General features: G+C 62.9%; 24 protein-coding genes. 10 read left to right on the forward strand and 14 right to left on the reverse strand.

The window, feature by feature from the left end; genetic code table 11:
- Positions 1–5: 5 nt before the first annotated feature.
- Complete coding sequence (locus KU306_RS12920; protein WP_007540284.1) at positions 6–242, reverse strand: DUF8028 family protein; 237 nt, start codon at positions 240–242, stop codon at positions 6–8.
- 458 nt (positions 243–700) lie between these two features.
- On the opposite strand from KU306_RS12920, the gene purM reads away from it, so the two are divergent.
- Together purM and KU306_RS12930 are read left to right on the forward strand one after the other, a co-directional pair.
- Positions 701–1,675 carry a phosphoribosylformylglycinamidine cyclo-ligase gene (gene purM / locus KU306_RS12925; RefSeq protein WP_258302179.1) on the forward strand — a complete coding sequence of 325 codons (975 nt, stop codon included), beginning with the start codon at positions 701–703 and terminating at the stop codon, positions 1,673–1,675.
- Positions 1,676–1,718: 43 nt separating this feature from the next.
- A complete protein-coding gene (locus KU306_RS12930; protein ID WP_258302180.1) occupies positions 1,719–3,017 on the forward strand; it encodes a cytochrome P450 in 1,299 nt (432 codons plus the stop codon).
- A gap of 39 nt (positions 3,018–3,056) precedes the next feature.
- Here the strand turns inward: KU306_RS12930 and KU306_RS12935 are convergent, their stop codons facing one another.
- Positions 3,057–3,596: a CBS domain-containing protein gene (locus tag KU306_RS12935; RefSeq protein WP_007540289.1), complete on the reverse strand. Its 540-nt coding sequence runs from the start codon at positions 3,594–3,596 to the stop codon at positions 3,057–3,059.
- A 43-nt stretch (positions 3,597–3,639) separates the two neighbouring features.
- Positions 3,640–3,996: a DUF555 domain-containing protein gene (locus tag KU306_RS12940; RefSeq protein WP_008324300.1), complete on the reverse strand. Its 357-nt coding sequence runs from the start codon at positions 3,994–3,996 to the stop codon at positions 3,640–3,642.
- Positions 3,997–4,353: 357 nt separating this feature from the next.
- Between KU306_RS12940 and KU306_RS12945 the strand changes: the two genes are divergently transcribed.
- Positions 4,354–4,527 carry a hypothetical protein gene (locus KU306_RS12945; protein WP_007540293.1) on the forward strand — a complete coding sequence of 58 codons (174 nt, stop codon included), beginning with the start codon at positions 4,354–4,356 and terminating at the stop codon, positions 4,525–4,527.
- Between the two features lie 137 nt (positions 4,528–4,664).
- A complete protein-coding gene (gene psmB, locus KU306_RS12950) occupies positions 4,665–5,396 on the forward strand; it encodes an archaeal proteasome endopeptidase complex subunit beta (RefSeq protein WP_007540294.1) in 732 nt (243 codons plus the stop codon).
- A 96-nt stretch (positions 5,397–5,492) separates the two neighbouring features.
- On the opposite strand, the gene KU306_RS12955 is transcribed toward psmB, so the two are convergent.
- The gene (locus KU306_RS12955; RefSeq protein ID WP_007540296.1) at positions 5,493–7,022 is read right to left on the reverse strand and encodes a glutamate-cysteine ligase family protein; all 1,530 of its coding nucleotides are present in this window, start codon (positions 7,020–7,022) and stop codon (positions 5,493–5,495) included.
- Positions 7,023–7,140: 118 nt separating this feature from the next.
- On the opposite strand from KU306_RS12955, the gene ligA reads away from it, so the two are divergent.
- From ligA to KU306_RS12970, 3 genes are all read left to right on the forward strand, one after another.
- The gene (gene ligA / locus KU306_RS12960; RefSeq protein WP_258302181.1) at positions 7,141–8,898 is read left to right on the forward strand and encodes an ATP-dependent DNA ligase LigA; all 1,758 of its coding nucleotides are present in this window, start codon (positions 7,141–7,143) and stop codon (positions 8,896–8,898) included.
- Between the two features lie 92 nt (positions 8,899–8,990).
- Positions 8,991–9,701 (forward strand): MBL fold metallo-hydrolase, encoded by a 711-nt coding sequence (locus KU306_RS12965; protein ID WP_258302182.1) that lies wholly within the window; start codon positions 8,991–8,993, stop codon positions 9,699–9,701.
- A gap of 143 nt (positions 9,702–9,844) precedes the next feature.
- Positions 9,845–10,678 carry an alpha/beta fold hydrolase gene (locus tag KU306_RS12970; RefSeq protein ID WP_007540301.1) on the forward strand — a complete coding sequence of 278 codons (834 nt, stop codon included), beginning with the start codon at positions 9,845–9,847 and terminating at the stop codon, positions 10,676–10,678.
- A gap of 30 nt (positions 10,679–10,708) precedes the next feature.
- Here KU306_RS12970 and KU306_RS12975 read toward each other — a convergent pair whose 3' ends face one another.
- Together KU306_RS12975 and KU306_RS12980 are read right to left on the reverse strand one after the other, a co-directional pair.
- Positions 10,709–11,809: a DNA topoisomerase IV subunit A gene (locus tag KU306_RS12975; protein WP_007540303.1), complete on the reverse strand. Its 1,101-nt coding sequence runs from the start codon at positions 11,807–11,809 to the stop codon at positions 10,709–10,711.
- On the reverse strand, positions 11,809–14,205 hold the full coding sequence (locus KU306_RS12980) for a DNA topoisomerase VI subunit B (protein WP_258302183.1): 2,397 nt from the start codon (positions 14,203–14,205) through the stop codon (positions 11,809–11,811). The genes KU306_RS12975 and KU306_RS12980 overlap by 1 nt, the downstream gene beginning before the upstream one ends.
- A gap of 220 nt (positions 14,206–14,425) precedes the next feature.
- Between KU306_RS12980 and gyrB the strand changes: the two genes are divergently transcribed.
- A complete protein-coding gene (gyrB, locus tag KU306_RS12985; protein ID WP_007540306.1) occupies positions 14,426–16,345 on the forward strand; it encodes a DNA topoisomerase (ATP-hydrolyzing) subunit B in 1,920 nt (639 codons plus the stop codon).
- Between the two features lies 1 nt (position 16,346).
- Entirely contained in the window at positions 16,347–18,929 is a 2,583-nt protein-coding gene (gyrA, locus tag KU306_RS12990) for a DNA gyrase subunit A (RefSeq protein ID WP_258302184.1), read from the forward strand.
- 65 nt (positions 18,930–18,994) lie between these two features.
- Here the strand turns inward: gyrA and KU306_RS12995 are convergent, their stop codons facing one another.
- From KU306_RS12995 to KU306_RS13015, 5 genes are all read right to left on the reverse strand, one after another.
- A complete protein-coding gene (locus KU306_RS12995) occupies positions 18,995–19,363 on the reverse strand; it encodes a hypothetical protein (protein WP_007540311.1) in 369 nt (122 codons plus the stop codon).
- Positions 19,364–19,494: 131 nt separating this feature from the next.
- Positions 19,495–19,863 carry a hypothetical protein gene (locus KU306_RS13000; protein WP_007540313.1) on the reverse strand — a complete coding sequence of 123 codons (369 nt, stop codon included), beginning with the start codon at positions 19,861–19,863 and terminating at the stop codon, positions 19,495–19,497.
- Between the two features lie 61 nt (positions 19,864–19,924).
- Positions 19,925–20,392 (reverse strand): NUDIX domain-containing protein, encoded by a 468-nt coding sequence (locus KU306_RS13005; protein ID WP_074795509.1) that lies wholly within the window; start codon positions 20,390–20,392, stop codon positions 19,925–19,927.
- Positions 20,392–21,225: an arginase gene (gene rocF / locus KU306_RS13010; protein ID WP_425499544.1), complete on the reverse strand. Its 834-nt coding sequence runs from the start codon at positions 21,223–21,225 to the stop codon at positions 20,392–20,394. The genes KU306_RS13005 and rocF overlap by 1 nt, the downstream gene beginning before the upstream one ends.
- A 205-nt stretch (positions 21,226–21,430) precedes the next feature.
- The gene (locus KU306_RS13015; RefSeq protein ID WP_258302186.1) at positions 21,431–22,351 is read right to left on the reverse strand and encodes an NAD-dependent epimerase/dehydratase family protein; all 921 of its coding nucleotides are present in this window, start codon (positions 22,349–22,351) and stop codon (positions 21,431–21,433) included.
- Between the two features lie 165 nt (positions 22,352–22,516).
- Between KU306_RS13015 and KU306_RS13020 the strand changes: the two genes are divergently transcribed.
- Positions 22,517–23,050, forward strand: coding sequence for an Rrf2 family transcriptional regulator (locus KU306_RS13020; protein WP_007540321.1), 534 nt, complete (start codon positions 22,517–22,519; stop codon positions 23,048–23,050).
- Positions 23,051–23,204: 154 nt separating this feature from the next.
- On the opposite strand, the gene KU306_RS13025 is transcribed toward KU306_RS13020, so the two are convergent.
- The 3 genes from KU306_RS13025 to cdd form a co-directional block, all read right to left on the reverse strand.
- Positions 23,205–24,398, reverse strand: a complete 1,194-nt coding sequence (locus KU306_RS13025; protein WP_258302187.1) for an NAD(P)/FAD-dependent oxidoreductase — start codon at positions 24,396–24,398, stop codon at positions 23,205–23,207.
- A gap of 134 nt (positions 24,399–24,532) precedes the next feature.
- On the reverse strand, positions 24,533–25,351 hold the full coding sequence (locus KU306_RS13030; RefSeq protein ID WP_258302188.1) for a nucleoside phosphorylase: 819 nt from the start codon (positions 25,349–25,351) through the stop codon (positions 24,533–24,535).
- 45 nt (positions 25,352–25,396) lie between these two features.
- Complete coding sequence (cdd, locus tag KU306_RS13035; protein WP_258302189.1) at positions 25,397–25,819, reverse strand: cytidine deaminase; 423 nt, start codon at positions 25,817–25,819, stop codon at positions 25,397–25,399.
- Positions 25,820–25,943: the final 124 nt, after the last annotated feature.

Genomic DNA, 25,943 nt, shown 5'->3' on the forward strand with positions numbered 1-25,943 from the left:
GAGACTCAGTCCTGTGCGTGGTCGCGGCCGAGGACCAGTGCCGCCACGTGGAGTGCCAGCAAGCCGACGAACAGGGGCAGGTTGCTGCCGCCGAGTCCCTCTGCGAGCAGGGGCAGGTACGCGAGGGGAAGGGCGATTGCTGACCAGAACGCTATCGTCTCGAACGGTGCGAGCGCAACTCGGCCAAGCGTCGCCGCGAGGTCGAGTGCGACCGAATCTGTCGTGGAGGGGATTCCGGACATCGTCACTTCTGCGTATGACCGGGACCATCATATAAGGGGTCGAGCGTTGGCGCGATTTCGCTCGGTTTTCTAACGCTTTAGGGAATCCCAGACTCTTCACGACCGCTCGATTTGGTGTTTCAAACCTTTTACGAAGCTCTTAAAACCGCCTAGACTGTTCATAGAGGATTCTGAGTCGATAGCTCCCAAATGAACCATTTGCAACTACAGATGGTTGATTTTTGTATATCTAATTTCCAAATTAACGTCTGACGCGACAGTCGTGGCTCACTTTCCTGCCCGAGAACCAGTCCGCGTCGAGACGCGTGGGCAGTGGAACGGGACGTGCTGACCGACGCGGTCCGGGTGACGACCGACGGAACTGGCCGAGATAGTTCGACACGACTCATCGAAATATACGAGAATGTGTATATTCGATACCCATTGATTTTATATTTCGGCCAAACTCGTACACGAACATGACGAAGGACGATTCCGAGGGGATGACCTACGCGGACGCGGGCGTCGATATCGAAGCCAGTGAAGCCGCGACGGCCGCACTCGTCGCGCAAGTTGGCGGCGGGTCGGGCGACTACGCCGGCCTCCTCGACATCGGCGACCGGTATCTGGGCCTCGCTACCGACGGCGTCGGGACGAAACTACTCGTCGCGGAGGCGCTCGGAGACTACTCGACAGTCGGTATCGACTGCATCGCGATGAACGCGAACGACCTCGTCGCCGCGGGCGTCCGGCCTGTCGCGTTCGTTGACTACCTCGCGGTGGACGAACCCGACGAGACCTTCGCCGAGCAGGTCGGACAGGGCCTCTCCGCAGGTGCCGAAGAGGCAGACATCGAACTCGTCGGCGGTGAGACGGCCGTGATGCCGGAGGTCATCAACGGTCTCGACCTCGCCGGCACCTGTGCCGGGCTTGCGAAGAAAGACGCCATCTTCCCGGGCGAGGCCGAACCGGGCGACGCGCTCGTCGGCTTCCCGTCGTCGGGCATTCACTCGAACGGGCTGACGCTCGCGCGAAAGGCCGCGACCAGCGACGGCGAGTACACAGACGAGTGGGACGGCGACGAGTACGACACCGTCGGCGAGGCGCTTCTCGAACCGACGCGTCTCTACACCTACCTGTTGGACGACCTGCGCACGGCCGAGACCCGCGCAGCAGCCCACGTCACCGGCAGCGGCTGGACCAATCTCGAACGCATGGGCGAGTTCCGCTACGTCGTCGACGACGCCTTCGAACCCCACGCAGTCTTCGACTTCGTCCAAGAGAAAGGCGGCGTCTCCGACGAAGAGATGCACACGACGTTCAACATGGGAACTGGATTCGTCGCAGCGGTTCCCGAAGAAAACGCCGCGGCTCTCGTCGAAGCCACAGACGGCCGTATTATCGGCCACGTCGAGGAAGGCGACGGCGTCGCGATTCGTGGCCTCGACCTGTAACAGGGCCGAATAATTCATCACCGTTCTGTGAATTGTAACGTGTGTGACGCGTACACCACCGACACCCGCAGGCTGGCCACTTCTCGGACACACCGTCGGGTTCGCGGCCGAACCATTCCAGTTCGTAGCCGACATGCTGGCTAACCACGGTGTGGACAGTACGGTCGGTCTCGACCTCCTCGGAATCGGCCGGTTGTACATTCTCGCGCATCCGGACCACTTCGAGCGGGCGTTCGTGACCGAACCGGACGCTATCTCGAAAGGAAACGAGTTCGACGCGGCATTCCATGACGCCATCATCGCGGTCGAAGGAGAAGAGTGGCGAAAGCAGCGAAACGAGTTGGACCCGTTTTTCCACTGGGACCGCGTGACCGAGTACGCCCCAGTCATGCGCGACCAAGTCGAGCGCAGACTCGCTGAGTGGCCCGACGAGGGGACGGTGTCGGCGGAAGGAGAGATGAAGAACCTCACCTTGGACGTCATCTTCGCGACCATCCTCGGGCGCGAACTCGAACTCGACGGCGACGACCGGATGCGGACCGCTGCCGACGGCCTCAACGGCCGCTTCGCACCGCAGTCGTGGGTACTTCCCTCGTGGGTACCGACGCCGAGTCGCCGACGCTTCGACAAGTCAGAGCAGATTCTCCGCGAAGAGGTCCGAAAGCTCGTCGAGACGGCGGACCGAGAGAGCCTCACTGCCCGCCTCGCCGAGGCCCTCGGGACCGAGTATCCGAAGACGGTCGAGTCGATGGAGAACCAGCTCGTCGGGATGATTTTCGCCGGCCACGAGACGACGGCGCTCGCACTCACGTTCGCGCTCTACGCGCTGGCGACGAATCCGGAACCGTACGAGCGCGCCGTCGAAGAGGTGTCTCGCGTCGTCGGCGACGGCCCGGTGAGTACAGCGGCGCTCGATAATCTGCCCGTTCTCGAACGAATCATCAAAGAGACGCTTCGGCTCTACCCGCCGGTTCACACGCTGCCACGCGAGACGACGCGGCCGTTTTCGGTTGGCGACCGAACGATTCCCGCGGAGACGGACATCCACCTCTCGATTATCCGCGTGCAGCGTGACGACCGCTGGTACGACGACCCCGAGGAGTTCCGACCGGAGCGATGGGAGAAAGAAAGAGACCGCCCGCGGTACGCGTACGTGCCGTTCGGCGCGGGACCGCGAAGTTGTCTCGGGCGCGCGTTCGCACTCACTGAGGCCAAAATCGTCCTCGCGAGCGTGCTCCGGGACTTCCACCTCGAGTGGGACCGAGACGAACCGCTGGATATCACGCCGGAGATGACGACCCAACCGGTCGGTGACACACCGCTCGTCGTCCGCCGTCGCTGACGTCGGTCGTACTGGTGTCTCTGTTGTGACCGCCGCGGCTCAGATGTGCGCGGCGATGTCGGCGTCGGTGATGATACCGACCGTCTCGCCGCCCTCGACGACGAGGATAGCCGAGTTGTGGTCGAGACCACTGCTCACCTCGTCGAGCGTCGTGTCCAGTTCGACCGTCGTGAGGCCCTCGGACATGACTTCGCTCACGGGACGCTGTGTCACGTCGTCTTCCTGTACGTGGCGGATGTCGCTGTTCGAGATGAACCCCAGCGGCATCCCGCCTTCGATGACCGGAAGCTGAGAGAACCCGGCGTCCAACATCAGGTCGCGGGCTTCGCGGACCGAATCGTCGGGCGCGACGCTCCGAACGTTGGTGTTCATCACGTCTTCTGCGCGAACGATGCGGCCTTCCGCCTCGTCCAGTGCCTCGACGATACGGCGGAGCGTCGAGAGACGGGGGTCTACGTCGCCACCCTCGATACGGGCGATGAGGGGCTGTGAGACGCCCGCCATGTCGGCGAGTTTGCTCTGAGTCAGTTCTAACGACTTCCGACGTTCCCGGAGGTCGTTCGGCGTGGGGAGTTCCATACCGATGGAATAACCCACGGTTATGAAAAAAGCTTCTGGTCGCTTAGGCGTCGTCGTCCTCGAACTCCATCACGTCGATGACGTCGAGGGGAACGTCGCGGAGCGCGCCGCCGACTTCGCTCTTTGCGATGCGCGAGGCGTGCTTTTCACCGTCTGCGTTGAAGACCTTGATTTCGAGAAGCAGGCCCACGAGCGCGGTGTTAGCGGCGATGAAGGCCGAGTCGAACGGTTCGCCACAGGCGGGACACGGGGTCGCACCGACTTCGACTTCGACGTACTCTTTGTCCTTTTCGTTGAGACGCTTTCCGGCTTCGCTGACGGCGACGCCGATGGCGTCGTCGATGTCCTCGACGTCCCGGACGAGCCAGGCCGCCTCCATCGCGACGAGATAGTTGCTCATAGTGGACGTACGAGACGAGGGGGTTTCGTGCTTTGTGGTTCGTGCGCGCGGGTGCCAGAGAGTTCCACACGGGGTTCCATTGGTGTCGGAGACGAGTCACCGCGAGTGACCGTCGCGGCTGACCGAAAGTCACACCGCTCGAAATGAATACGGAACTCCGGCGCACGCCACTTCGATAATCGTCATAACTTATGCGAAAGCTGTCAGCACGTCATGTAATACGCACGGCGAATAGTCGAGCTCAGTGGGACAGAGACAAGTAGAGTTGAATCGCACGACAGCGTCGGGGTGGTGGTTCGGTCTCGGAGGGAAAGCTTATCACTGGGGGCGTCTCGACCCACAACTGAGGACACGGCAATGTTCCATCGCTTGCAGAAGACCGCGCTATTCGCCGCCTACCAGCTCACAGTCGCGACCGGCATCGCGCTGCTTCCGGTTGCACTCGCCGCCCGCCGTATGGGCGTGACCCTCCCAGTTCACCGTCTCGTCAAGACCACCGGCGACGCCTACGAGCGCGCCGCGACCCGCTAAGACAGGGATACACCACTCGTTTTGTCTCGCAACCGACTCGTGAGCGACAGCGCCGCCGACGCGCGTCAGACACCGCGACACCGGCAACGGCGAGGTGAAGGGTTGCATTTATCAGCGCCGAAGTGCAATCGCTGACAATGCGTACCCCGACTCACGACGAGTTCTCTGGCCGTCTCGACTCGCTCAACGGCGACCACTCGAACGTGTTCGGCCCGGAACTCGGCGAGTTCTCTCACGCCGAGCGACGCGCCACCGAACTCGGCGACAAAGAGACGAAGACCGGAACGACGACGGTCGGTATCAAGACCGAAGACGGCGTCGTCCTCGCGACAGACATGCGCGCGAGCATGGGCTACATGGTCTCCTCGAAGGACGTCCAGAAGGTCGAAGAGATTCACCCGACGGCCGCCCTGACCATCGCTGGCTCTGTCTCCGCCGCACAGTCGCTCATCAGCAACCTCAAAGCAGAGGTCCGCCTCTACGAGGCCCGCCGCGGCGAGGACATGAGCATGCAGGCGCTCTCGACGCTCGTCGGCAACTTCCTCCGCTCGGGCGCGTTCTTCGTCGTCCAGCCCATCCTCGGCGGCGTCGACGAAGACGGCGGTCACATCTACAGCATCGACCCCGCCGGGTCGATTCTCGAAGAAGAGTACACCGTCACGGGCTCCGGCAGCCAGTACGCCCTCGGTGTCCTCGAACGCGAATACAGCGACGACCTGAGTGTCGACGAAGCGAAGCAGGTCGCCACGAACGCTATCCGCGCCGCAGTCGAGCGTGACCTCGCTTCGGGTAACGGTATCAACATCGCCGTCGTCACCGACGAGGGTGTCGACGTCCAGCGTCACCAGAACTTCGAAGGCCTCGAATAGGGCTTCGGCCGTTTCTCTCCGTTTCCACACCGGCACAGCAACAGCTCTCTCGGGCGTCGCGGACAGAAACGAACGAGAAGCGGGAGAAGTGGAGTCTTAGAACCAGTCAGAGAACGCCCCTTCGAGGAGCGTCTCAGACTGCTTTTCGACGTACTCGCGTTGCATCTCCTGGAGTGCCGTCTCGAAGTCTGCGCCGTCGTCGAGGTGGTCGCGGACGCGGTGGCGCTTCCAGTCGGCCGGGGTTACGCCCGTTTCGACGCGCTTTCGCAGGGGTTCGAGGTAGTAGTTGGCCTGTTCTTCGGAACAACCAGCCAACCGGAGGCCGTCGCGGGCGTGGACGAGCAGGTCTTCGTACAGTTCTGCACCGGCGACCGCGTCGCCATCCGCGTCCAGCCAGTGGATATCGCCGTGCGGCCCCTCACGCATCGCGGTGTAGAAGTTCTCTTTGGCCGTCTCCCACTCGATGTTGATGGCGGGGTGTTCTTGTCGCGGCAGTCGCTCCATCAGTCCCGCGAATGCGGCCTGGAACGCCAGCGAGTCCCGGACTGTCGGCTGGGCGGCTATCGGCCGGAACTCGATGCGGGCGTTCGCGGACGACCTGGTCGCGCCGTCGAACACCGGACGGACCCATCGCCAGTAGGTGCCGTGTTTGCGGCGGAGCGTCGCGAATTCGTCGTCGAAGCGGTCGCCGCGTGTGACCGACATCGGGACCATCGTCGAGTCGTCGGCGACGCGGTCGACGGCGTCCTCGACGGTTCCGAGGTCGTTCGGGAAGCGAACTTTCTCGTGGTCGCCAGCGTTGAGAACCGTCTCAAACACCGCGATACGGTTTTCGTCCCAGCCGTCTGCGAGTATCTCGTCCGGCGTCGCGTCGTCGTCGTAGAGGTCGGCGGGGAAGAACGGCGAGTTGACGCCGAGAGCGAGCAGCGGCCCGGCAGCGCGGAGCGCGTAGTTGAAAAACAACGGCAGGTCAACCGCGTGGGAGACCTGATAGTGCGGTTGAATCGACGTGATAAGCGACTCGGGCATCACGGTGTCGGCTTCGAGCGTGACGTGCGGCGCTTCGAGCGTCCGCGACGGCGGGGCCGTCGGCCCGTTGGCCATCGCGTGGTAGCGAACCGAGCCAGACATGTTGGTCGCGAGTCGGACGCGCTTGTCCGAGATGGAGTCAGTGAGGTACTCCGTGGCGGTTTCGCCAACCGGCGGAATCGTCCACATGCCATCCGAGACGAGACGCATCCCCTCGGAACCGGCGCAGTCGAGTGCGGCGGAAAGACGGGCACGAACCTCGGAACTCTGTGCGCGAAGTCCGTGTGGGTTCAACGGCTGAGGGCTCGTCGTCATCTCGGCGTTGTGAAGCCCCAATTCCTTCTCGAAGCCCATGAGTTCGAGCAACCGACGTGGGACGCGCATGAGCGCGTTGGTCCCCTCGCCGTTTACGGACCACCGGCCGTCTGAGACGGCGTAGAACTCGTATTCGAGACCGATAATCGACTGGTGGTTGTCGAAGGTTCCTTCGCGCAGTTCGCGCTTTACGACCTCCGCATCAGCCTTCGCTTGCGCTTCGAACTCGTCCGCGTCGACCGCGAGCACGTCTTGCACACGCTCCGCGAGGTCGTCGCTCATACCCGCCGTTCAGACCCCAATCCCCTTTAAGTCCCCGGCAATTCCCTCGTTCGTCAGCGTCTCACACCACCGACGCTTGTCGAGACCCTTTTTGTGCGGGCGGCGATACTCACGCCCAATGGAGTTCGCCGAGTTCGCCGAGCGCGCGGCCGAAATCGAAGCCGAGAGCGCGGACCTCACTATCGTCTCATATCTCGCCGACCTGTTTCGTGATGCCGACGACGACCTCGCAACGGTCGCCCGCTTCGTCCAAGGGCGAGTGTTCCCCGCGTGGGATTCGACCACGCTGGATATCGGACCACGCCTCTGTCACGAGGCCATCGCTCGCGCCGCCGGGCCAAACGTCTCTGCCGACGACGTCGAAGACAGACTGGCCGAGCAGGGCGAAATCGGCGCGGTCGCCGCGAGTTACGACTTCGGCGGCCAACGCGGTCTCGCCGCCTTCGGTGCGGGCGGGCAAGACGGGCTGACCGTCGCCGAGGTCGATTCCGAACTTCGTTCCCTCGCCGCCGCGTCCGGGGTCGGGAGCGAAGATACGAAGTTGAAGACGCTCTACGGGCTGTTCAACCGCACCGACCCCGACGAAGCTCGCTTCCTCGCACGGCTCGTCCTCTCGGAGATGCGCATCGGCGTCGGCGAAGGCAGCGTCCGCGACGCGATTGCAGAGGCGTTCCTCGTCGCCGACGCCGACGCGGCCGCCATCCGCGACGACGATGCGGACACGGACACCGAGGCGGCGGCCCGCGAGCGCCGAGACGAGAACATCGCGACTGTCGCCCGCGCCCTGCAGGTCTCGAACGATTACGGCATGGTCGCCGAAGTCGCCCGCGACGACGGGGAAGCCGGTCTCGACGATGTCCACCTCGAAGTCGGCCGGCCGATTCAGGCGATGCTCGCGCAGGCGGGGACCGCCGCAGACGCCCTCGACGAGTGGGAAACCGCCGCTGTCGAGACGAAGTTCGACGGGGCGCGCGTGCAGGTCCACCGCGACGAGTCCGGCGAGGTGTCGCTTTTCTCGCGGAACATGGAGGACGTGACGGGCGCACTCCCCGAGGTGGTCGAATTCGTCGAAGACGCGGTCGACTGCCCGGTCATCCTCGACGGTGAAGTCGTCGCGATGGACGACGCGGGCGACCCGCTGCCGTTTCAGGAGATTCTGCGTCGCTTCCGCCGCAAACACGACGTCGACCAGATGCGCGAGGAGGTCCGGGTCGAACTTCGGGCGTTCGACTGCCTCCACGCCGACGGCGACGACCTGCTGAACGCCCCGCTTACGACCCGTCACGACCGGCTTGCGACCGTCCTCGGACAGGACTCTCCCGCTGTTTCCGACTTGCTTCTCTCGGACGACCCCGACGAAATTGCCGGCTACGAGGCGGACGCTCTCGACGCGGGCCACGAGGGAATCATGCTCAAGAACCCCGACGCGGCCTACTCGCCGGGCGACCGCGGGAAGAACTGGCTGAAGCGCAAACCCGACGTGGAGACGCTGGACCTCGTCGTCACAGGAGCCGAGTGGGGCGAAGGCCGCCGGGCGAAGTTCCTCGGCACATTCCTGCTTTCGGCCCGCGTCGAGGACGCCTCTGGCGACGACGAGTTCGAGACAATCGGGAAGGTCGCCACGGGAATCACAGACGAGCAGTTGGTCGAACTCACCGACCTGCTCGAACCCGAAATCGAACGCGAGTCCGGGAAAGAAGTGGATATCCGCCCCTCGGTCGTCTTCGAAGTCGGCTACGAGGAGATTCAGGAGTCGCCGACGTACTCGTCTGGCTACGCGCTTCGATTCCCGCGGTTCGTCACCGTCCGCGAAGACAAGACGCCCGAGACGGCCGATTCGCTGACGCGCGTCGAACGGTTGGTCGAGTCGCAGTAAACCGGAGAACAGTCAACCGAACCCCAGTAAACGGTACTCGCAGCCGAGTTGCAGTAGTCGCGTTTTTCAGCCGCCGGGCCCTCGTCTGAGGTATGACCATCAAACACGACGGCCTCGACGTCTCGTGGCTCGGCTACGCCACGGTCCGAATCGAGTCTCCTGACGGCTACGTCGTCTACTTCGACCCCGGGCGGTACGGGGTCCTCGACGACTACTACGCCCGCGACGGCGACCTGATTCTCGTCACGCACGACCACCACTACGACTCTGACGCAATCGAGCAGGTTGCCGACGAGGATGCCACCGTCGTCGCCTACGAGGGCGTGAACGCCGCGAACATCGACCGCGACGTGACGCCCGTCGAGGACCTGTCGTACGAGACGATTCGCGTGAACGACGAGGACTTCCTCACTGTCGGCGAGGTGGACGTGTGGACCCTGCCGGCGTTCAACGACCCGGACGGGCCGCACCTCCGCGACAACGGCGAACCCTACCATCCGCGCGGACTCGGATGTGCCTACCACATCTCTATCGGCGACCGAACCGTCTTCTGGCCCGGCGACTCGGACGTGCTCGAAGGCTTCCGTCACCTCGAAGTGTCGTTGTTCCTCGCCAATATCGGCGGAACCGTCGTGATGGACCGCCACGAGGCGGCCGACCTCGCGGAGACACTCGACCCCGACCTCGTGCTTCCCATCCACTACGACACCATCCCGATTCTCGAAGCCGACGACGAAGCCTTCGTCGTGGACGTGGCGAACCGGGGTATTCCGGTCGTCCTCGACGACCCCGAACAGGTCTGAGCGGCGCGGAACGCCTTCTCTGACACCCAGCGGCGCGGGACACCTCCCGTAACGCCCAGCAGTGCAGAGCGCGCACCATAACGCCCGTCCAGAGATGTAACCAGACGGAACGGTTTTTCTCGCCCCGCACCGTACCGCCGTGTATGACACTCGACTACGGGATGCTCGACGGTCGGCGGCCGTACTATCGCGTTGGTGACCCGGATGGTGACCCACTTTTCGTCCTCCCGGGAGTCTCGGACGCCTTCCAGCGAGGTGCACCCTCCCGCGCGACTGCAGCGGTTCTGTCCAGACTCTACAGCGGCGTTTCCGACCGCGACGTGTGGGTCGTCGGACGCCGACGGCACATCCCAGTCGGGTCGTCCACCCGGGATATGGCTGCCGAGTACGCGACCGTAATCGACGAGCAAGGCCTGTGGCCGGCGGACGTTGTCGGCGTGTCGATGGGGGGGTTCATCGCCCAGCACCTCGCTTCGGACTACGCCGACTACGTGGATTCGCTCGCACTCGTGTCGTCGGCGACGCGACTCGGCGGTCACGGCGAACAGGTCATCCGAGACTGGCGGACGCTCGCCGGGAAGGGCAAGTGGGCCGAACTCGCCGCAGACGCAGAGCGTGAATCGGCGACCGGAGTCAAACAGACGGTCGGACCGCTACTCGTCGAGTTGGCGGGCACGTTCGCCGACCTCCGCCCGGCGGTTCCCGCCGACGTGGTCGTCTCACTCTCTGCCTGTCTCGAACACGACTCCCGAAATGTGCTCGACGATATCGACGCGCCGACGCTCGTCGCTGCGGGCGACGCCGACCACTTCTTCCCCGAACCGCGCCTCCGCGAGACGAAAGACGGCATCGACGACGCGACGCTGGCGCTGTTCAAGGGAGCGGGACACGACCTCGCAGTGAGCGAAGCCGACGAACTCAACGGTATCGTCCGGCGCTTCTTCGACGGCTTCCGCGGCGACGGACTCTATCCCTGAAAATCGAGAGCCGACTGCGAGTCGGGCGGGTTAGATGACGCCCATCTCGTCGAGACGGGTTGGCAGGTACTCGTCGGTCACGAAGTCGAGACCGCGGGCCGCGAGTGCCTGCTGTTCTGCCTTCTTGCCGATGTCGAGTTGGAGTTCGATTTGTTCGGTCCAGTAGTCGCTCATGAAGCGCGGGTCGTCGAGTTCAGACTCCAAGGCGTTGATGTCGGAGTCCGAAAGCGGGTCGGTCGGCAGGTCGTAATCGACGATGTCCTGCGGTTGGATGCCGACGAATCGGGCGTCCGGCGTGGCGAGGTACTCCGAGAGGTGTGCGGACTTAATCGACCCGTACGCGACAGAGCCGAAGATGCGGTAGGACCACGGGTCACCGTCTGTGAAGACCACAACCGGTAGGTCGAGTTCGTTGCGCAGGCGCTTCGTGATGCGCCGCGTCGCTCGGGCCGGCTGTCCCTTCAAGTGGACGATGAGAGCGTTGTAGTCGTCGTCGAACCCGTTTTCGATGAGGCGGTCGCGCATACCACCGGTCTCGACGCACATTACGAAGTCGATGTCGTGGTCGAGGAACTCGATGGTGTCGGGGTTGTTCGGAATCTGGTAGCCGCCTTCGCCGACGTCCTTCTGGCAGTGAATCTCGCGCTCGCCGCGGCGGGTCTGCTCGCGGAGTTCGAGCGGGCCCATGAGCGTCGCACCCGACTCCTCCGGGCGCATGTGGAAGTCCTCACGAGTGACTTCGGAGACGATTTCGAGGTCCTCGATGAGTTGGTTGGACTCGTCTTGGCCCGAGAAGTGAGCCTCTTCTGCGTCCCACGATTCGGAGAGGTAGTAGAGTTCACGCAGGGTGGACGAGCGGTCTTCTTCCAGCTGTCGAGCGAGGAACTCGATGGTGTAGGCGGCCTTCAGGAGTTTCCGCGCGCCGCGGACGCTGTTTGCCGACCGGGTCGAGGTTCGGTCGCCGTAGACCCAGACGTTCGAGTCTTCGTCGTATTCGATGTTGCTCTTCGTCCGCGTGGGGAGCGTCATCGTCGGAATCTCCCCGTTGTCGAACTGGTCGTAGAACTCCGCCGCGAGGTCGATGAGTCGTTCGCGGGCGAGTTCCTCTGCGGTTTTTGAATCGGATGCCATTATGCGTTCACCGTGAGTTTCTCCGTCTCGACGCCGTCGACGTTGATGTCGAACGACGCGTCCTGTTCGACCGAGTAGGTGAGCGTCTCGGACTCACCCGCGGCCACCGTCGGATTCCACTTGACGAACCACTCGCCGTCGAGGTCGACGACGTTCGCCTCGCCGTTCAGCCCCAACGGCTCGACGTCGAGGATGTCGGTGATATCCGGCGACTCGTTCGTGCTGGAGTAGTTCGTGACCGTGAGCGTGACCGTCCCGTCTTCGATAGTCCGCTCGACGCTGACGTTGTTCATGATGCGGGCGAGCGCGCCGTCGATTTTCGGCTCTTCGCGGCCGGTAACCTCCGAGAGCTTCGTCGCCATCTGCGGGAGGATGCGGCCGATAACGTCCTGTTTCTGGCGGCGCTTCTGGAGCGAGCGACGCTTCGAGAGGTACGACTTGAGTTCGCGGGCGGCCTCGCGGATAGCGAGTTCGACTTCGTCTTGAATCGCCGGCACGTCGGCGAGCGCGTCCTTGGACTCGCTCGTGAAGGGGACGTTCGTGGACGCGACGTGGACCATAAGCACGGCCGGTCCTTTCGGCATCCCGCTGCCGCCGGGTTGGTCGAGACCGTAGTTCCGCCAGCCGATGTCCTTCACGACGTGCGTGATGGTACACGCACCGCGCTGATAGACGAGCGGGACGCGGTTCGCAAAGCGCAACAGGTCGATGCTGCCGTCGGATTTGATGTCGCCGCCGTAGGCGATACCGGCCTCGACGATGAACGGGTCGCCGCCGTGGACTTCCGCGTCGCGGGTCGCGGCCGCGTAGAAGTCGGCGTCGAACTCCTTTTTGAGCCCGGCTTCGACGAGTTCGGACGTGATGGGCGACAGACAGTCCGTCGGCGGCGCGAGGATGTCCGTCTCGCGCATCGCTTCGAGCAGGTCGCGGGCGATATCCCGGTTGTCGGCGATGTCGCGGACCTTCGGAACGTCGTCTTCGACCGTGCGCATGCGCGACCAGACGGCGTCCGCAATCTTCTCGCGGGCCGTCTCGCCGTAGGTCTCGTCTTCGCGTTCCTTGGTTCGCTCGGCCGCCCACGAGACGAAGTCCTCCACGTCGTCGTAGGTAGCGCGGTCGGTCGGGCCGGTCGTCTCGGCGAACTGCGTGGCGATGGAACGCGCCATCGACACCTTGCCGGCGTCGTCCTTCTGGGTCGTGGTTACGTCGTCGACGATGGCGTACACGTCGCTTTCGCGGTCCTCAGTGAGGACGGGCCAAACCGCCTCGACGATGTTTTCCTGGACCGTGTCGCCGAAGGTCTTGCCCGTGTCGTCGCCGACCGACTCGGCGACGTTGCCGACGATGGTGAGCAGTTCACCGTGTGCGATTCGGTCCTTTCCGGTGACGATATCGACCAGTTCCTCGGCGAATGCGGTCGTCGCCTCCTGTCCCTTGTTGGCGACGGCGTCTTCGATGGTTTCGACGAGGTCGTCCGCCTCGCGGGACGACGGCGTCTTCCACGTCATCTCGCGGCCGAAGTGCCGGTCGCGGAACGAGTCGATGATTTTCTCGGTCGTCTTCGCGCCGACGCGAGTGAACTCTTCCTGTAAGAAGCCGGAGACAGAGTACGATTCGGTCGCACCGAGCATCTTCAGGAGCGTCCCGAGTTCGACGCCGTGGGGGTGCGGGCGAATCTCCTCTGTCTGCTGGGGGAGTTGGTCGGTCGCCCGCTCGAACTTCATCGGTTCGTCGAGCCCGGGTTCGCGGAGTTCGAGGCGCGCGTGCGGGTTGACGACCGCCGTGTGCTGGATGTAGTCGTGGAGTTGCTGGCGGGCGCGCATGTTGGCCTCCATCTCCAGTTCGATGCGAGTGCCGTGGGGGCGGTCCCACGAAGTGGTCTTCTCGTCGCGAATCTCCGGTTCGTTCTTGTCGGTGTCGATGACGAGTTCGAAGTATTCGGCGTCGGCGGACCCCTGCGTGCGACTGGTAATCTTGGCGGGCTTCCCGCTTGTCAGTTGGGAGTAGAGAACCGCCGCAGAGATACCGATACCCTGCTGACCACGGGACTGTTCGCGTGCGTGGAAACGAGAACCGTAGAGGAGTTTCCCGAACACTTTGGGCACCTGTTCCTTCGTGATGCCCGGCCCGTTGTCTTCGATGACGAGGCGATAGTAGTCGTCTACTTCGCTGATTTCGACGTAGATGTCGGGCTGAATACCCGCCTCTTCGGTGGCGTCGAGCGCGTTGTCCACAGCCTCCTTGACGGCGGTCACCAACCCTCGGGCTCCGCTGTCGAAGCCCAGCATGTGCTTGTTCTTCTCGAAGAACTCGGCGATGGAGATCTCTCGCTGGCCTTTCGCCAGCTCCTCTGCAATCCCCGATTCGTCGCCGAGTGTCGACTGGAACGAGGTCATTTCCTGTTGCGCATCTACCCAGTCCCGCGTTAAGTACCCACCGGCAGCAGAGTGAAAGTGAACAGCGGTACGATGTCGCCGCTTGCTAGCATTTTTCAGCCAACGGGACCGTGATAGAGATTCGCAAATCACAGGGAGTTGTCCCAAGCGACGAGTCGGTAAGTAGTACGCGCCCGCGCGTGCGAGGCTTTAAGGGACGAGGTGTCTTAGACCTGTTCAGATGTCACAGGAAAACGAGTACGGGGCCGGACAAATTCAGGTTCTCGAAGGGCTCGAAGCCGTTCGAAAACGTCCGGCGATGTACATCGGTTCTACCGATTCCCGTGGTCTTCATCACCTTGTTTACGAAGTCGTCGACAACTCCATCGACGAGGCACTAGCAGGGTACTGCGACGCTATCGAAGTGACCCTCCACGAGGACGGGTCAGTCAGCGTCGCCGACAACGGCCGCGGCATCCCGGTAGACACGCACGAACAGTACAATCGACCCGCCGTCGAGGTCATCATGACCGTCCTCCACGCCGGTGGGAAGTTCGACAACAAATCCTATCAGGTCTCCGGCGGCCTCCACGGCGTCGGCGTCTCCGTCGTCAACGCGCTCTCGACGGAACTCGAAGTCGAAATCATGCGCGACGGAGCCGTCTGGCACCACCGCTTCGAGAAGGGCGAACCTGTTCAGGGTGCGTTCGAGAAGGTCCGCGACATGGAACCCGACGAAGAGACGGGGACGACCATCACTTTCTGGCCGGACGGCGAAATCTTCGAGACGACTGATTTCACGTTCAAGACGCTCGAAACGCGTCTTCGCGAACTCGCCTTCCTCAACTCCGGCGTCGAAATCTCGCTCACAGACGAACGGAGCGAGGAGTCGAGCACCTTCATGTTCGAAGGCGGCATCCGCGAGTTCGTCGAGTACCTCAACGAGACGAAGACCGCCCTCCACGAAGACGTCATCTACTACGAAGACGAGACCGAGGGTATCGCGGTCGAAGTCGCCTTACAGGCGACCGACGAACTGCAAGGGTCGATTCACGCCTTCGCTAACAACATCAACACCCGCGAAGGCGGGACTCACCTGACTGGGTTCAAGACCGCCCTCACACGGGTCGTCAACGACTACGCGAACTCCGAGGGGATGCTCTCGGACCTCGACGGCGACAACCTCCGCGGCGAAGACGTTCGCGAGGGGCTTACCGCCGTTATCTCAGTCAAGCACCCCGACCCGCAGTTCGAGGGCCAGACGAAGACGAAACTCGGCAACTCCGAAGTTCGGGGTATCGTCGAGAGTACGACCCACGAGAAACTGGGCACGTACTTCGAGGAGAACCCGGACATGGCGAAGGCAATCATCTCGAAAGCGGTCGAGGCCGCCCGCGCCCGCAAGGCCGCGAAGAAGGCCGAGGAACTGACGCGCCGCAAGTCCGCGCTCGAATCGACCGCACTGCCCGGCAAACTCGCCGACTGTCAGAGCCGCGACCCATCGAAGTCCGAACTGTTCGTCGTGGAGGGCGACTCCGCGGGTGGCTCTGCGAAGCAGGGCCGAGACCGGGAGTTCCAGGCAATTCTCCCCATCAAGGGGAAGATTCTGAACGTCGAGAAACACCGTCTCGACCGCATCCTCGAAAACAACGAAGTTCGCGCGCTCATCACCGCCATCGGTGCCGGTATCGGCGACGAGTTCGACATCGACGATGTCCGCTATCAGCGCATCATCCTGATGACGGACGCCGACGTCGACGGGGCACACATCCGAACGCTGCTCTTGACGCTTCTGTATCGGCACATGCGCCCCCTCATCGAAGCGGGCTACGTGTACGCCGCGCAACCGCCGCTGTACCGCGTTCGCTACCGCGGCAACACCTACGACGCGATGACCGAGGAGGACCGCGACCGTCTCATCGAAGAGAAATGCAACGGCAATCCCACGCAGGTCCAGCGGTTCAAGGGACTCGGAGAGATGAACCCCGACCAGCTTTGGGAGACGACCATGAACCCGGAAAACCGCGTGCTCAAGCGCATCACGGTCGAGGACGCGGCCGCGGCCGACCGAATGTTTAGTATCCTGATGGGCGACGCAGTGGAGCCTCGAAAGCAGTTCATCAAGGACCACGCGACGGACGCCGAGTGGGTAGACATCTGATATGAGTTCTGACGCACCAGATTCTTTCGAACCCGACGCGGGCATCGCGGCGGAAGTAAAGAACGCTCGCATCGAAGACGAGATGGAACAGTCGTACATCGACTACGCGATGTCGGTCATCGCGGGTCGCGCGCTCCCCGACGTGCGCGACGGTCTCAAGCCGGTTCACCGGCGTATCCTCTATGCGATGAACGAGGCGGGCGTGACCGCCCACTCGTCGCACCGCAAGTCCTCGTCCATCGTGGGCGAAACGATGGGTGACTACCACCCGCACGGTGACTCCGCTATCTACGACGCCCTCGCGCGTATGGCGCAGGACTTCTCCATGCGCTACCCGCTCGTCGATGGTCAGGGGAACTTCGGTTCGGTCGACGGCGACCCGCCGGCCGCCATGCGCTACACGGAAGCCCGTATGGCTCCCATCGCGGAGGAACTCCTCGCGGACATCGACAAGGACACCGTCGACTTCCAGTCCAACTACGACGACCGCAAGCAGGAACCGACGGTACTCCCGTCGTCGTTCCCGAACCTGCTCGTCAACGGGTCCTCCGGTATCGCGGTCGGGATGTCCACGAACATCCCGCCGCACAACCTCGGTGAGGTCATCGACGCGACCGTCGAACTCATCGAGAACCCCGACACGACCGTCTCGGACCTGATGGAGCACGTCAAGGGTCCCGACTTCCCGACCGGCGCGAACATCGTCGGCCGCAACGCAGTCCACAAGGCGTACAAGACGGGTCGCGGGCGAATCCGCGTCCGCGCCGACTACGAGGTCGACGAAGAGGAAGGCCGAATCGTCGTCAACGAACTCCCGTATCAGGAGAACAAGGCCCGCCTCATCGAGCGCATCGCCGACGACGTCAACGCCGGGAAAATCGAAGGCATCCGCGACATCCGCGACGAGTCCGACCGCGACGGCATCCGCGTCGTCATCGAACTCAAGCGCGGCGCGATGGCCGAAGTCGTCAAGAATCAGCTTCTCGACAATCACCTCGAATCCACCTTCGGCGTCATCAACCTCGCGCTCGTCGACGGCCAACCGCAGGTCCTCACGCTGAAGGAGACGCTGGAGCACTATCTCGACCACCGCCGCGAGGTCGTTCGCCGCCGCTCCGAGTACGAACTCGCCGAGGCCGAAGACCGCGCGCACATCCTCGAAGGCCGACTGAAGGCCCTCGAAAACATCGACGCCGTGGTCGAGACGATTCGGAACTCCGAGAGCCGTGACGACGCGAAAGCCGCTCTCCGCGGCGACGTCGTCGTCGAAGTCGACGGCGAACCGCTCCCGTCGTTCGACTTCTCGGAGGACCAGGCGAACCACATCGTCGCGATGCAACTCGGCTCGCTCACTTCGATGGAAGCGGCCGAAATCGAAGACGAGTACGAAGAGGTCCAAGCGACCATCGAGCGCTTAGAGACCATCCTCGCCGACCAAGACGAACTCGACGCCGTCATCGAGGACGAACTCCTCGACATCAAAGACGAGTACGCCGACGACCGGCGCACCTCGTTCGTCGCCAACACGGGCGAAGTCACCCGCGCCGACCTCATCGCCGAGGAAGACGTGGTCGTCGTCGTCAGCGAAGACGACTACATCAAGCGCATGCCCGTCTCGCGCTTCCGCGCCCAGCGACGCGGTGGGAAGGGAATCATCGGCACGGACCTGAAGGAAGGCGACAGCGTCTCGTCGGTGTTCGTCGCGAACACCCACGACGACCTGTTGTGCTTCACCAACCACGGACAGGTCTACCAACTCAAGGCCTACCAGGTGCCGGAGATGTCCCGCACGGCCCGCGGGAAGTCCGCGGTCAACCTCTTGGACTTCGACGATGGCGAGGAGATTACGGCCGTCGTCAACTGCGACGACCTCGAAGAAATCGAGGGCTACCTGACGATGGTGACGCGAAACGGCTACATCAAGCGCACCCACGTCGACAAGTTCCAGAACATCCTCTCGACGGGTATCATCGCCACCAAACTCGACGAGGACGACGAACTCGTCGACGTGGAGGTCACAGACGGCACCCGCGACCTCGTCATCGGCAGCGAGCAGGGGATGTCCATCCGCTTCCACGAGGACGAAGTCCGGGCGATGGGCCGCTCGGCCCGCGGCGTTCGCGGCATCAAACTCGAAGGCGACGACAAGGTCGCCGGTGTCGCCGCCATCGACCAGGACCACCACAGTTGGATTCTGACCGTCACCGAAAACGGGTACGGCAAGCGCACCGACCTCGACGCCTACCGCGCCCAATCGCGGAACGGGAAGGGCCTCATCGACATCAAGGCCAACGAGCGCAACGGTCCCGTCTGCGCCATCAACACGGTCGGCGAGGGCGACCACCTCGTCGTCATGTCCGACGAGGGGCAAATCGTCCGGACGCCCGTCGAAGATATCTCGACGGTCGGCCGCAACACGATGGGCGTCATCGTCATGGACCTCGACGCGGGCGACGCCGTCGCCTCCGTGGACGTGATTCCACCGAAGATGACGACCGAAGACGAAGAACTCGAAGACGACGCGGACGCGGAAACCGAGGCTGACGCCGACGCCGAAGTCGAAGCAGTCGCGGACGAAGAGTAATTCGAGCCCCGGAGACGCCGGGATTTTCTTTTAGTATCTGTTTCGTGAGTGGCGACGACGCAGTCTCACGCCGTGTTTCGTTCTATCTCTGCCATGGTGGCCGCCGTGTAGCCGACGAACCCGACGCCGACGACGAGAAAGCCGAGGCCGAGACGTAGTTCCGACCGGACGGGGAGCGTCGGACTCACGCCGATTGTCGCAGCGAGCGTGACGAGACCGGTACTGAGTCCAGTCCACCGTTTGTCTCCCCACTCGTCTCCCGTGGTGTAAGATGGATAGTGCCATCCGATGTGCAGTATGGTTGCGACCCCGGTTCCCCAAACCAGCCCCGTCGCCACCGCCAACCCGATAGTATTCGCAAACCAGTAGAGTCCACTACTCACGAGCATCGCCACGAGAAGGCCGACGAGCCAAACGAGAGACGTGCGCTCCATACGGCCAGTAACCCTAATTCGATGATAAATAACTGCCTCCTTTCGAGGAGAAGCCTACCGTGAGAGCGACTTCGCGGCCAGCTATTCCCACACCCCAACGTGCGACAGTTCAAATACTCGGTCCCTCAGTCTCACGCCGTGTTTCGCTCCAGTTCCGCGACCGTCGCAACCGCGATTCCGACGAATCCAGTGCCGATAACGAGAAACTGGAGTCCGACACGGAGGTCGAACGGGAGGGGAAACGACGAACCGAGACCGACGGTCGCGGGGACAGTAAGGAGTACAGTACCGAGTACGAGCCATCGTGTATTGTCACTCGTGTCTCTGGCGTACAGAGACGGAAAGCGCCGCGCAGTGTACAGCATGATGGCGACCCCGCCACCCCATGTAATCCCCGTGGCAAGCGCCAAGCCAAGGTTTTCGGCGAACCAGTAGAGCCCACCACCGACAAGCACCGTCACGAGAAGACCGACGAGCGACGGGAGCGTCCTGTGACTCATCACCAAAAAGTGACAACCGAATTGTAAATATATGCCGTCTCGCCGGACGACACGGTGCCACCTACTCGTCGACGTGCGACGGTTCGCTCGTCAGGTCGTAGGTGTAGTGTCGTGGTTTGCGGTCTCTGAGCCACTCGCGGAGGGGTTCGACCCGCGGGCGGTAGGTGAGCGTCGTCCCGAGTTCCGAAAGCGGGAGGTACGCCGCCTCCTCGATTTCGTCGTCCGGGTCGCTCGGGGCGGGTTCGACGTCCTCGGTGGGGGTTGCGTGGTAGAACCGCTGGAGATAGATACGGCGGTCCGGACCGCGAATCTCACTCGTGAACGCGAGCGACTGCACCTCGACGGGGACGCCGGTCTCCTCTTCAGCCTCGCGCGAGGCCGTTTCGAAGAAGAACTCCCCGGGTTCGGACCCGCCTTTCGGCAATCCCCAGCGTCCTTTCTCGTACACCGCGAGGATGCCATCGTCCTGAATGACGACGACGCCCGCGGCGAGGTCGTGGGGTGCCGGCGCTTCTCGGGGTGCTGCCATCAGAGGATGCTCTTGCCGAAGGCGCTGGCGGCGAGTTCGGTCGCGAGCGTGGCCGTCTCGTTGTGCTCGTCGAGAATGGGGTTGACTTCGACGAGTTCGAGCGAGCGCATCGCCCCCGAGTCGGCGACGAGTTCCATCGCCGCGTGAGCCTCGCGGTAGGTCGCACCGCCCCGAACGGGCGTTCCGACACCGGGTGCCTCGCGGGGGTCGAGCCAATCGAGGTCGAGACTGACGTGGATGCCGTCGGTGCCGTTCGTGGCGATGTCGAGTGCTTCCTGCGTAATCTCGGTGATGCCGCGTTCGTCGATATCGGACATCGTGTAGGCGGTCACGTCGCTGTCGTGAATCGCTGCGGTCTCGTTTTCGTCGACGTCGCGGAGGCCGACGATAGCGACGTTTTCCTCCTTGAGGCCGTCGGCGTTCGCCCACTCGACGCCCTCGAAGTCGCCGATACCGAGCGCGGCGGCCAGCGGCATGCCGTGGACGTTGCCCGACGGAGAGGTCTCCGGCGTGTTGAAGTCGCCGTGGGCGTCGAACCAGACGACACCGATGTCGGCGTCACGGGCGCTTCCGACCATCGAGCCGATTGCGATGGAGTGGTCGCCACCGATAGCGAGCGGTGTCGCACCTTCAGCGAGGGCACCCGAGACGGCGTCGGCGAGTGCCGTACAGACTTCCTCGACTTCGTTGATGTGCTTCGCGTTCTCTCCGCCCGCATCTGCGTCGTGAATCGCGTGGTGGGGGACCGCGAGGTCACCCGCGTCGGTCGGGATTACACCGGCGGCTTCGAGCTGCTTCGCCAATCCGGCGTAGCGGATGGCAGACGGACCCATGTCGACGCCGCGTCGATTCGCTCCGTAGTCGGTCGGAACACCGATAATCCGGGTCTGCTGGTTCATGGTTGAAGCTATCGGGCACGTGATTTAGTGGCATCGGAATACTAAACAATTGTATCTACTATTCGCCTCCTTCCGCACGTCTACGTGTCGATTAGAAGAGACCGCGAGGCAGTATTGGTGAGGCAGCGGGTCCGAGAACTTAGTCGTCGAGGTACGGTTCGCACACCCGACGGACACCCTCTTCGAACGAAATCTGGGGTTCCCAGCCGGTCGCTTCGCGAATCTTCGTGCTGTCGGCCATCGTGTCGTGGACGTACACGTCGAGTGGGTTCTCGATGTACTTCGGGTCCACGTCGGTGCCGAGTGTCTCGTTTATCATCCGAACCATCTCGTTGAACGTGTAGCTCTCGCCCGTTCCGAGGTTGTAGATACCCTGCAGACGGTGCTCGGCGGCGAGTTCGATGCCGCGAACGATGTCGTCGACGTGGGTGAAGTCGCGAGTCTGTGTTCCGTCGCCGAACAGTTCGGGACGCTCGCCGTTGGCGATTTTGTCGGCGAACTGCGCGATGGTGTTGGCGTACTCGCCTTTGTGTTCTTCTGCCCCACCGAAGCCCTGATAGACGGAGAAGAATCGCAGGCCGGCGAGGTGCATGTCGTAGTGGTTGTGGAAGTATTCGGCGTAGCGCTCGCGGGCGAGTTTCGACGCCTCGTACCCGGTTCGTGCCTCGACGGGCATGTCTTCGGGAGACGGCTCGGTTCGCGACCCGTAAATCGAAGACGTGGAGGCGTAGACGACGGTGTCACAGCCGTCGTCACGAGCCTGTTCGACCGTGTTCACGAAGCCTTCGACGTTGACACGAGCACCCTTCGTCGGGTTCTCTTCGTGCATCGTGTACGACGAGAGGGCCGCGAGGTGGAACACCACGTCGACACCCTCGGTCGGCAGGTCGTCGTCGAGGACGCTCACGTCGTGGAACTCGACGCCGTCGTCGAGATTCTCCGGCGTACCGAGATAGAGGTCGTCGACGGCGACGACCTCGTTGTCCTCCGCGAGGTGGTTCGCGAGGTTCGATCCAATGAAGCCAGCACCACCAGTGACGAGGACTCGCTTTCCGTTCATGGTCGACTCAACACTCGTCTGACGTAAAGTGCTATCGTCATCCCACCACCGAATCGTCAGACCAAAATAAACATTCATGAGTGTATAATGGTTGTAAATTAGACAAACGGTAGATTCGACCCCTCATCCATCGCATTTAAGGACGTATGTCGCCAACCACTCTCCATGTCATCAATCGAACTGACATCGAGTCAGAAAACAATCCTCACGGCACTCATCAATCTCTACCGCGAGTCGGAAGATGCGGTCAAGGGCGAGGACATCGCCGAAGAGGTAAACCGTAACCCCGGGACGATTCGAAACCAGATGCAGAGCCTGAAAGCACTGCAGCTCGTCGAAGGTGTACCAGGTCCGAAAGGCGGCTACAAGCCGACTGCGAACGCATACGAAGCACTCGACGTCGAGAAGATGGACGAGCCGGCGTCCGTCCCGCTGTTCCACAACGACGAACTCGTCGAAGGCGCAAACGTCGACGAAGTCGACCTGTCGAGCGTTCACCACCCCGAACTCTGCCGCGCCGAGATTCACGTGCAGGGCTCCGTCCGCGACTTCCACGAAGGCGACAAGGTCCGCGTCGGCCCGACGCCGCTTTCGAGGCTCGTCGTCGACGGTACTCTCGACGGAAAGGACGACACCAGCAATATCCTCATCCTGCGCATCGACGACATGAAGGCTCCTGTCGGCGACGCACAGCACTAACTGTCGCCTTTCTTTCTCTCTTTTCTCCGCTCCGAGCCACTGCTCAATCCGAGTCGTCGTCGGGTCGAATCAGTGCTTCGCTGGCTGGATAAATAATCAAACGTTCGTCAAAAAACAGTCCGATACGTGAGACCGCGTGGTTGGGAGGGGCTGCTTAGAGGTCGCTCCACGCAGAGAGTGCGTGGTTGACCGTCGTCACGTCGGCAATCCAGTTCGCGGCGATACCCTTCTTCAGGACGCGAGCGAGCGGGCCGCCGAAGACGTTGACGGGGAACTCGCCGACGACCGGGAACTTGACCGCGTGAGCGACGGCGTCGTGACCGATGGAGATGACCGTCCCCTTGTCGGTGAACGACCAGCGCTTGAGCGGGCGGCCTTCCATGGCGCGGGCAACGTTCTCGCCAGCGACGTCAGCAGCGTCCCAGGCGGCCTGTGCCGTCGGGGGCGCGACGTTGTCGGCACCCTGCTCGACGAGAGCACAGTCACCGACCGCGAAGATGCGGTCGTCGCTCGTCTGGAAGTCGTCTTCCGCGTAGAAGCGGTGCGAGCGCTCGTCCTGTTCGAGGTCGACGTCCTGTGCTTCGGGCTGGCCGGTGATACCGCCGGTCCAGACGAGCACGTCGTAGGCGAGTTCGTCGGGGTCTTCGTCCTCGCCGCCGCCGATGTAGACCGTCTCCTCGTCGACGTTCGAGATGAAGTCGCCCCTCAGAATCTCGATGTCGAGCGCTTCGAGGCGCTTGCGGAGTGCACCCTGTAGCTCTGGGTCGTTGCCCGGGAAGATTTCGTCCATCCCTTCGACGAGTTGGATATCGATGGGTGCGCGGTTCTGGTCGCGGTACTCGGCGACCTCGGCGGCCGTCTGGATACCGGAGAGGCCGGCACCGCCGATGACGATTTTCGCGGGGTCATCACGGGAGGCGTCGGCCGACGCCTGTTTGATGTCCTGGTGAATCTCGCGGGCGTCGTCGAGGCCCTTGAGCTGGTGGGCGTACTTTTTGAGGCCATCGATGCCGAAGAACGCGGTCGAAGAGCCGATAGCGACCAGCAGATAGTCGTAGTCGACCGTGTCGCCACCTTCGAGTTCGACGACGCGCTCGTCGACGTCGACGTTCGTGGCGCGACCCTTGACGAAGTTCGTCTCGGGCGATTTCACGTCGTCGATGGGAATTGCGATGCTCGATTCGACGCTCGGGTCGCGAATGCAACGGTGGACCTCGTGCAGCACGAGGTGGTAGTCGTGTTCGGCGACCCACGTCAGTTCCGCGTCGTACCCGAGTTCTTCTTCGAGGCGCTTTACGGCACCGGCACCGGCGTACCCGGAGCCGAGAACGACGACCTGTGTACTCATGTCGTCGTCTGTGTAGTCATTAGATAAAGGGGCTTTGAAACGCGCTCCCAATTCGCGCCGATTTGACGGCTACACCGCCCGAGTCGTCGAAATTCTACTTCGACGGTTGTCGATTTACTCGGATTCGTGTGTGTTCACTCCAGCGACAGGCCCGGATGCCACTGTTCGACGCCAGCCTCGCGTTTCACCTCGTCCATCTTTGCGAGGAGGTGGACGGCGAGGCTCCCGACTTCGGCCGCGCGGGACTCGCCTTCGGTTCGGAACTCGCCGGTGACGCGGTTCGCGTAGACAGAACAGACCGCACCGGCGCGGAGTCCGTAGACGTTGGCGATGGTGAGCAGTGCAGAGGCCTCCATCTCGATGTTCTTCACGTTCGCGTTCTGGAGTTCCTCGACGAGCGAGTCCGACCCTGCGGCGCGGAACTCCTCGAATCCGGGACGACCCTGTCCGGCGTAGAACGAGTCGGCGCTCATCGTCAGTCCGACGTGGTAGTCGTAGCCGAGACGCTCGGCGGCGGCGACGAGGGCGGAGACGACTTCGTGGTCGGCAACGGCGGGGTAGTCCTCGCGGACGTACTCTTTCGAGGTTCCTTCCTGTCGGACGGCACCGGACGTGATGACGAGGTCGCCGACGTCCATCTCGGGCTGAATCGCACCGCACGAACCGACGCGGATGAAGGTATCGACACCGACGCGAGCGAGTTCTTCGACGGCGATAGCTGCGGAGGGACTTCCGATACCCGTCGAGGTGACGGAGATAGGCGTCCCGTCGTAAGTGCCCGTCGCGGTTCGGTACTCGCGGTGGTAGGCCTTCTCCTCGTGGTCCTCCCAGAGGGCAGTTACTTTGTCGACACGCTCCGGGTTCCCGGGGAGCAACACGGCGTCCGCGAGGTCCTCGGGACCGACTTCGAGGTGGTACTGGACCTCTGCGTTCGGGTCCTCACTGTCGTTCATGTGGGTACTCCCGGGGGGACGATGGAAATTCTTGCGTTCCGCAGTCTACTCCTCTGCGTCGCGCTTTTCGGCGGCCGCTTCGAGCGTGTCGAGTGAGATGGTGTTCGGGAGCAGTTCGCCGAGGGTGTACTCGGCCGTCTCCTCGCCGCCGAGGTCGCAGACGATTTCGAGGTCTTCGTCGGCGAACTCCGCGAGCGTCTGGCGACACATCCCACAGGGGGTGACGCCGTCTCGCGCCCCCGAGGTGACGACGATACGGTCGAACTCCGTGTGGCCGTTCTTGACGGCTTCGGCGATGGCGACTTCCTCGGCGTGGAGGCTGTTCGAGTAGTTCGCGTTCTCGATATTACAGCCGACGAAGACGCTGCCGTCGGCGGTTCGGAGGGCCGCACCGACGGTGTACTCGGAGTACGGGGTGTAGGCGTTGTCGAGAGCGTCGCGGGCGCGTTCGACGAGTGCTTCGGGCATCGTGTCGCGGAATTCGTGCGGTGTCGCTTATGTGGTTCGTCTCGTGGGCAGTCTCGTTACGTGGGCTACCCAATCCCGCAAGGGACTATACGGTTCGGCCACTAGCCCGCGTCGTGAGCGATAG

This window comes from Haloferax larsenii, from assembly GCF_024730625.1.
GTDB lineage: Archaea > Halobacteriota > Halobacteria > Halobacteriales > Haloferacaceae > Haloferax > Haloferax larsenii.

Bases quoted from the DNA above. Each gene is read 5' to 3' on its own strand.
- KU306_RS12920 (WP_007540284.1), bottom strand. From the start codon at position 242: ATGTCCGGAATCCCCTCCACGACAGATTCGGTCGCACTCGACCTCGCG.
- purM (WP_258302179.1), top strand. From the start codon at position 701: ATGACGAAGGACGATTCCGAGGGGATGACCTACGCGGACGCGGGCGTC.
- KU306_RS12935 (WP_007540289.1), bottom strand. From the start codon at position 3,596: ATGGAACTCCCCACGCCGAACGACCTCCGGGAACGTCGGAAGTCGTTA.
- KU306_RS12940 (WP_008324300.1), bottom strand. From the start codon at position 3,996: ATGAGCAACTATCTCGTCGCGATGGAGGCGGCCTGGCTCGTCCGGGAC.
- KU306_RS12945 (WP_007540293.1), top strand. From the start codon at position 4,354: ATGTTCCATCGCTTGCAGAAGACCGCGCTATTCGCCGCCTACCAGCTC.
- psmB (WP_007540294.1), top strand. From the start codon at position 4,665: ATGCGTACCCCGACTCACGACGAGTTCTCTGGCCGTCTCGACTCGCTC.
- KU306_RS12955 (WP_007540296.1), bottom strand. From the start codon at position 7,022: ATGAGCGACGACCTCGCGGAGCGTGTGCAAGACGTGCTCGCGGTCGAC.
- ligA (WP_258302181.1), top strand. From the start codon at position 7,141: ATGGAGTTCGCCGAGTTCGCCGAGCGCGCGGCCGAAATCGAAGCCGAG.
- KU306_RS12965 (WP_258302182.1), top strand. From the start codon at position 8,991: ATGACCATCAAACACGACGGCCTCGACGTCTCGTGGCTCGGCTACGCC.
- KU306_RS12970 (WP_007540301.1), top strand. From the start codon at position 9,845: ATGACACTCGACTACGGGATGCTCGACGGTCGGCGGCCGTACTATCGC.
- KU306_RS12975 (WP_007540303.1), bottom strand. From the start codon at position 11,809: ATGGCATCCGATTCAAAAACCGCAGAGGAACTCGCCCGCGAACGACTC.
- KU306_RS12980 (WP_258302183.1), bottom strand. From the start codon at position 14,205: ATGACCTCGTTCCAGTCGACACTCGGCGACGAATCGGGGATTGCAGAG.
- gyrB (WP_007540306.1), top strand. From the start codon at position 14,426: ATGTCACAGGAAAACGAGTACGGGGCCGGACAAATTCAGGTTCTCGAA.
- gyrA (WP_258302184.1), top strand. From the start codon at position 16,347: ATGAGTTCTGACGCACCAGATTCTTTCGAACCCGACGCGGGCATCGCG.
- KU306_RS12995 (WP_007540311.1), bottom strand. From the start codon at position 19,363: ATGGAGCGCACGTCTCTCGTTTGGCTCGTCGGCCTTCTCGTGGCGATG.
- KU306_RS13000 (WP_007540313.1), bottom strand. From the start codon at position 19,863: ATGAGTCACAGGACGCTCCCGTCGCTCGTCGGTCTTCTCGTGACGGTG.
- KU306_RS13005 (WP_074795509.1), bottom strand. From the start codon at position 20,392: ATGGCAGCACCCCGAGAAGCGCCGGCACCCCACGACCTCGCCGCGGGC.
- rocF (WP_425499544.1), bottom strand. From the start codon at position 21,225: ATGGGTCCGTCTGCCATCCGCTACGCCGGATTGGCGAAGCAGCTCGAA.
- KU306_RS13015 (WP_258302186.1), bottom strand. From the start codon at position 22,351: ATGAACGGAAAGCGAGTCCTCGTCACTGGTGGTGCTGGCTTCATTGGA.
- KU306_RS13020 (WP_007540321.1), top strand. From the start codon at position 22,517: ATGTCATCAATCGAACTGACATCGAGTCAGAAAACAATCCTCACGGCA.
- KU306_RS13025 (WP_258302187.1), bottom strand. From the start codon at position 24,398: ATGAGTACACAGGTCGTCGTTCTCGGCTCCGGGTACGCCGGTGCCGGT.
- KU306_RS13030 (WP_258302188.1), bottom strand. From the start codon at position 25,351: ATGAACGACAGTGAGGACCCGAACGCAGAGGTCCAGTACCACCTCGAA.
- cdd (WP_258302189.1), bottom strand. From the start codon at position 25,819: ATGCCCGAAGCACTCGTCGAACGCGCCCGCGACGCTCTCGACAACGCC.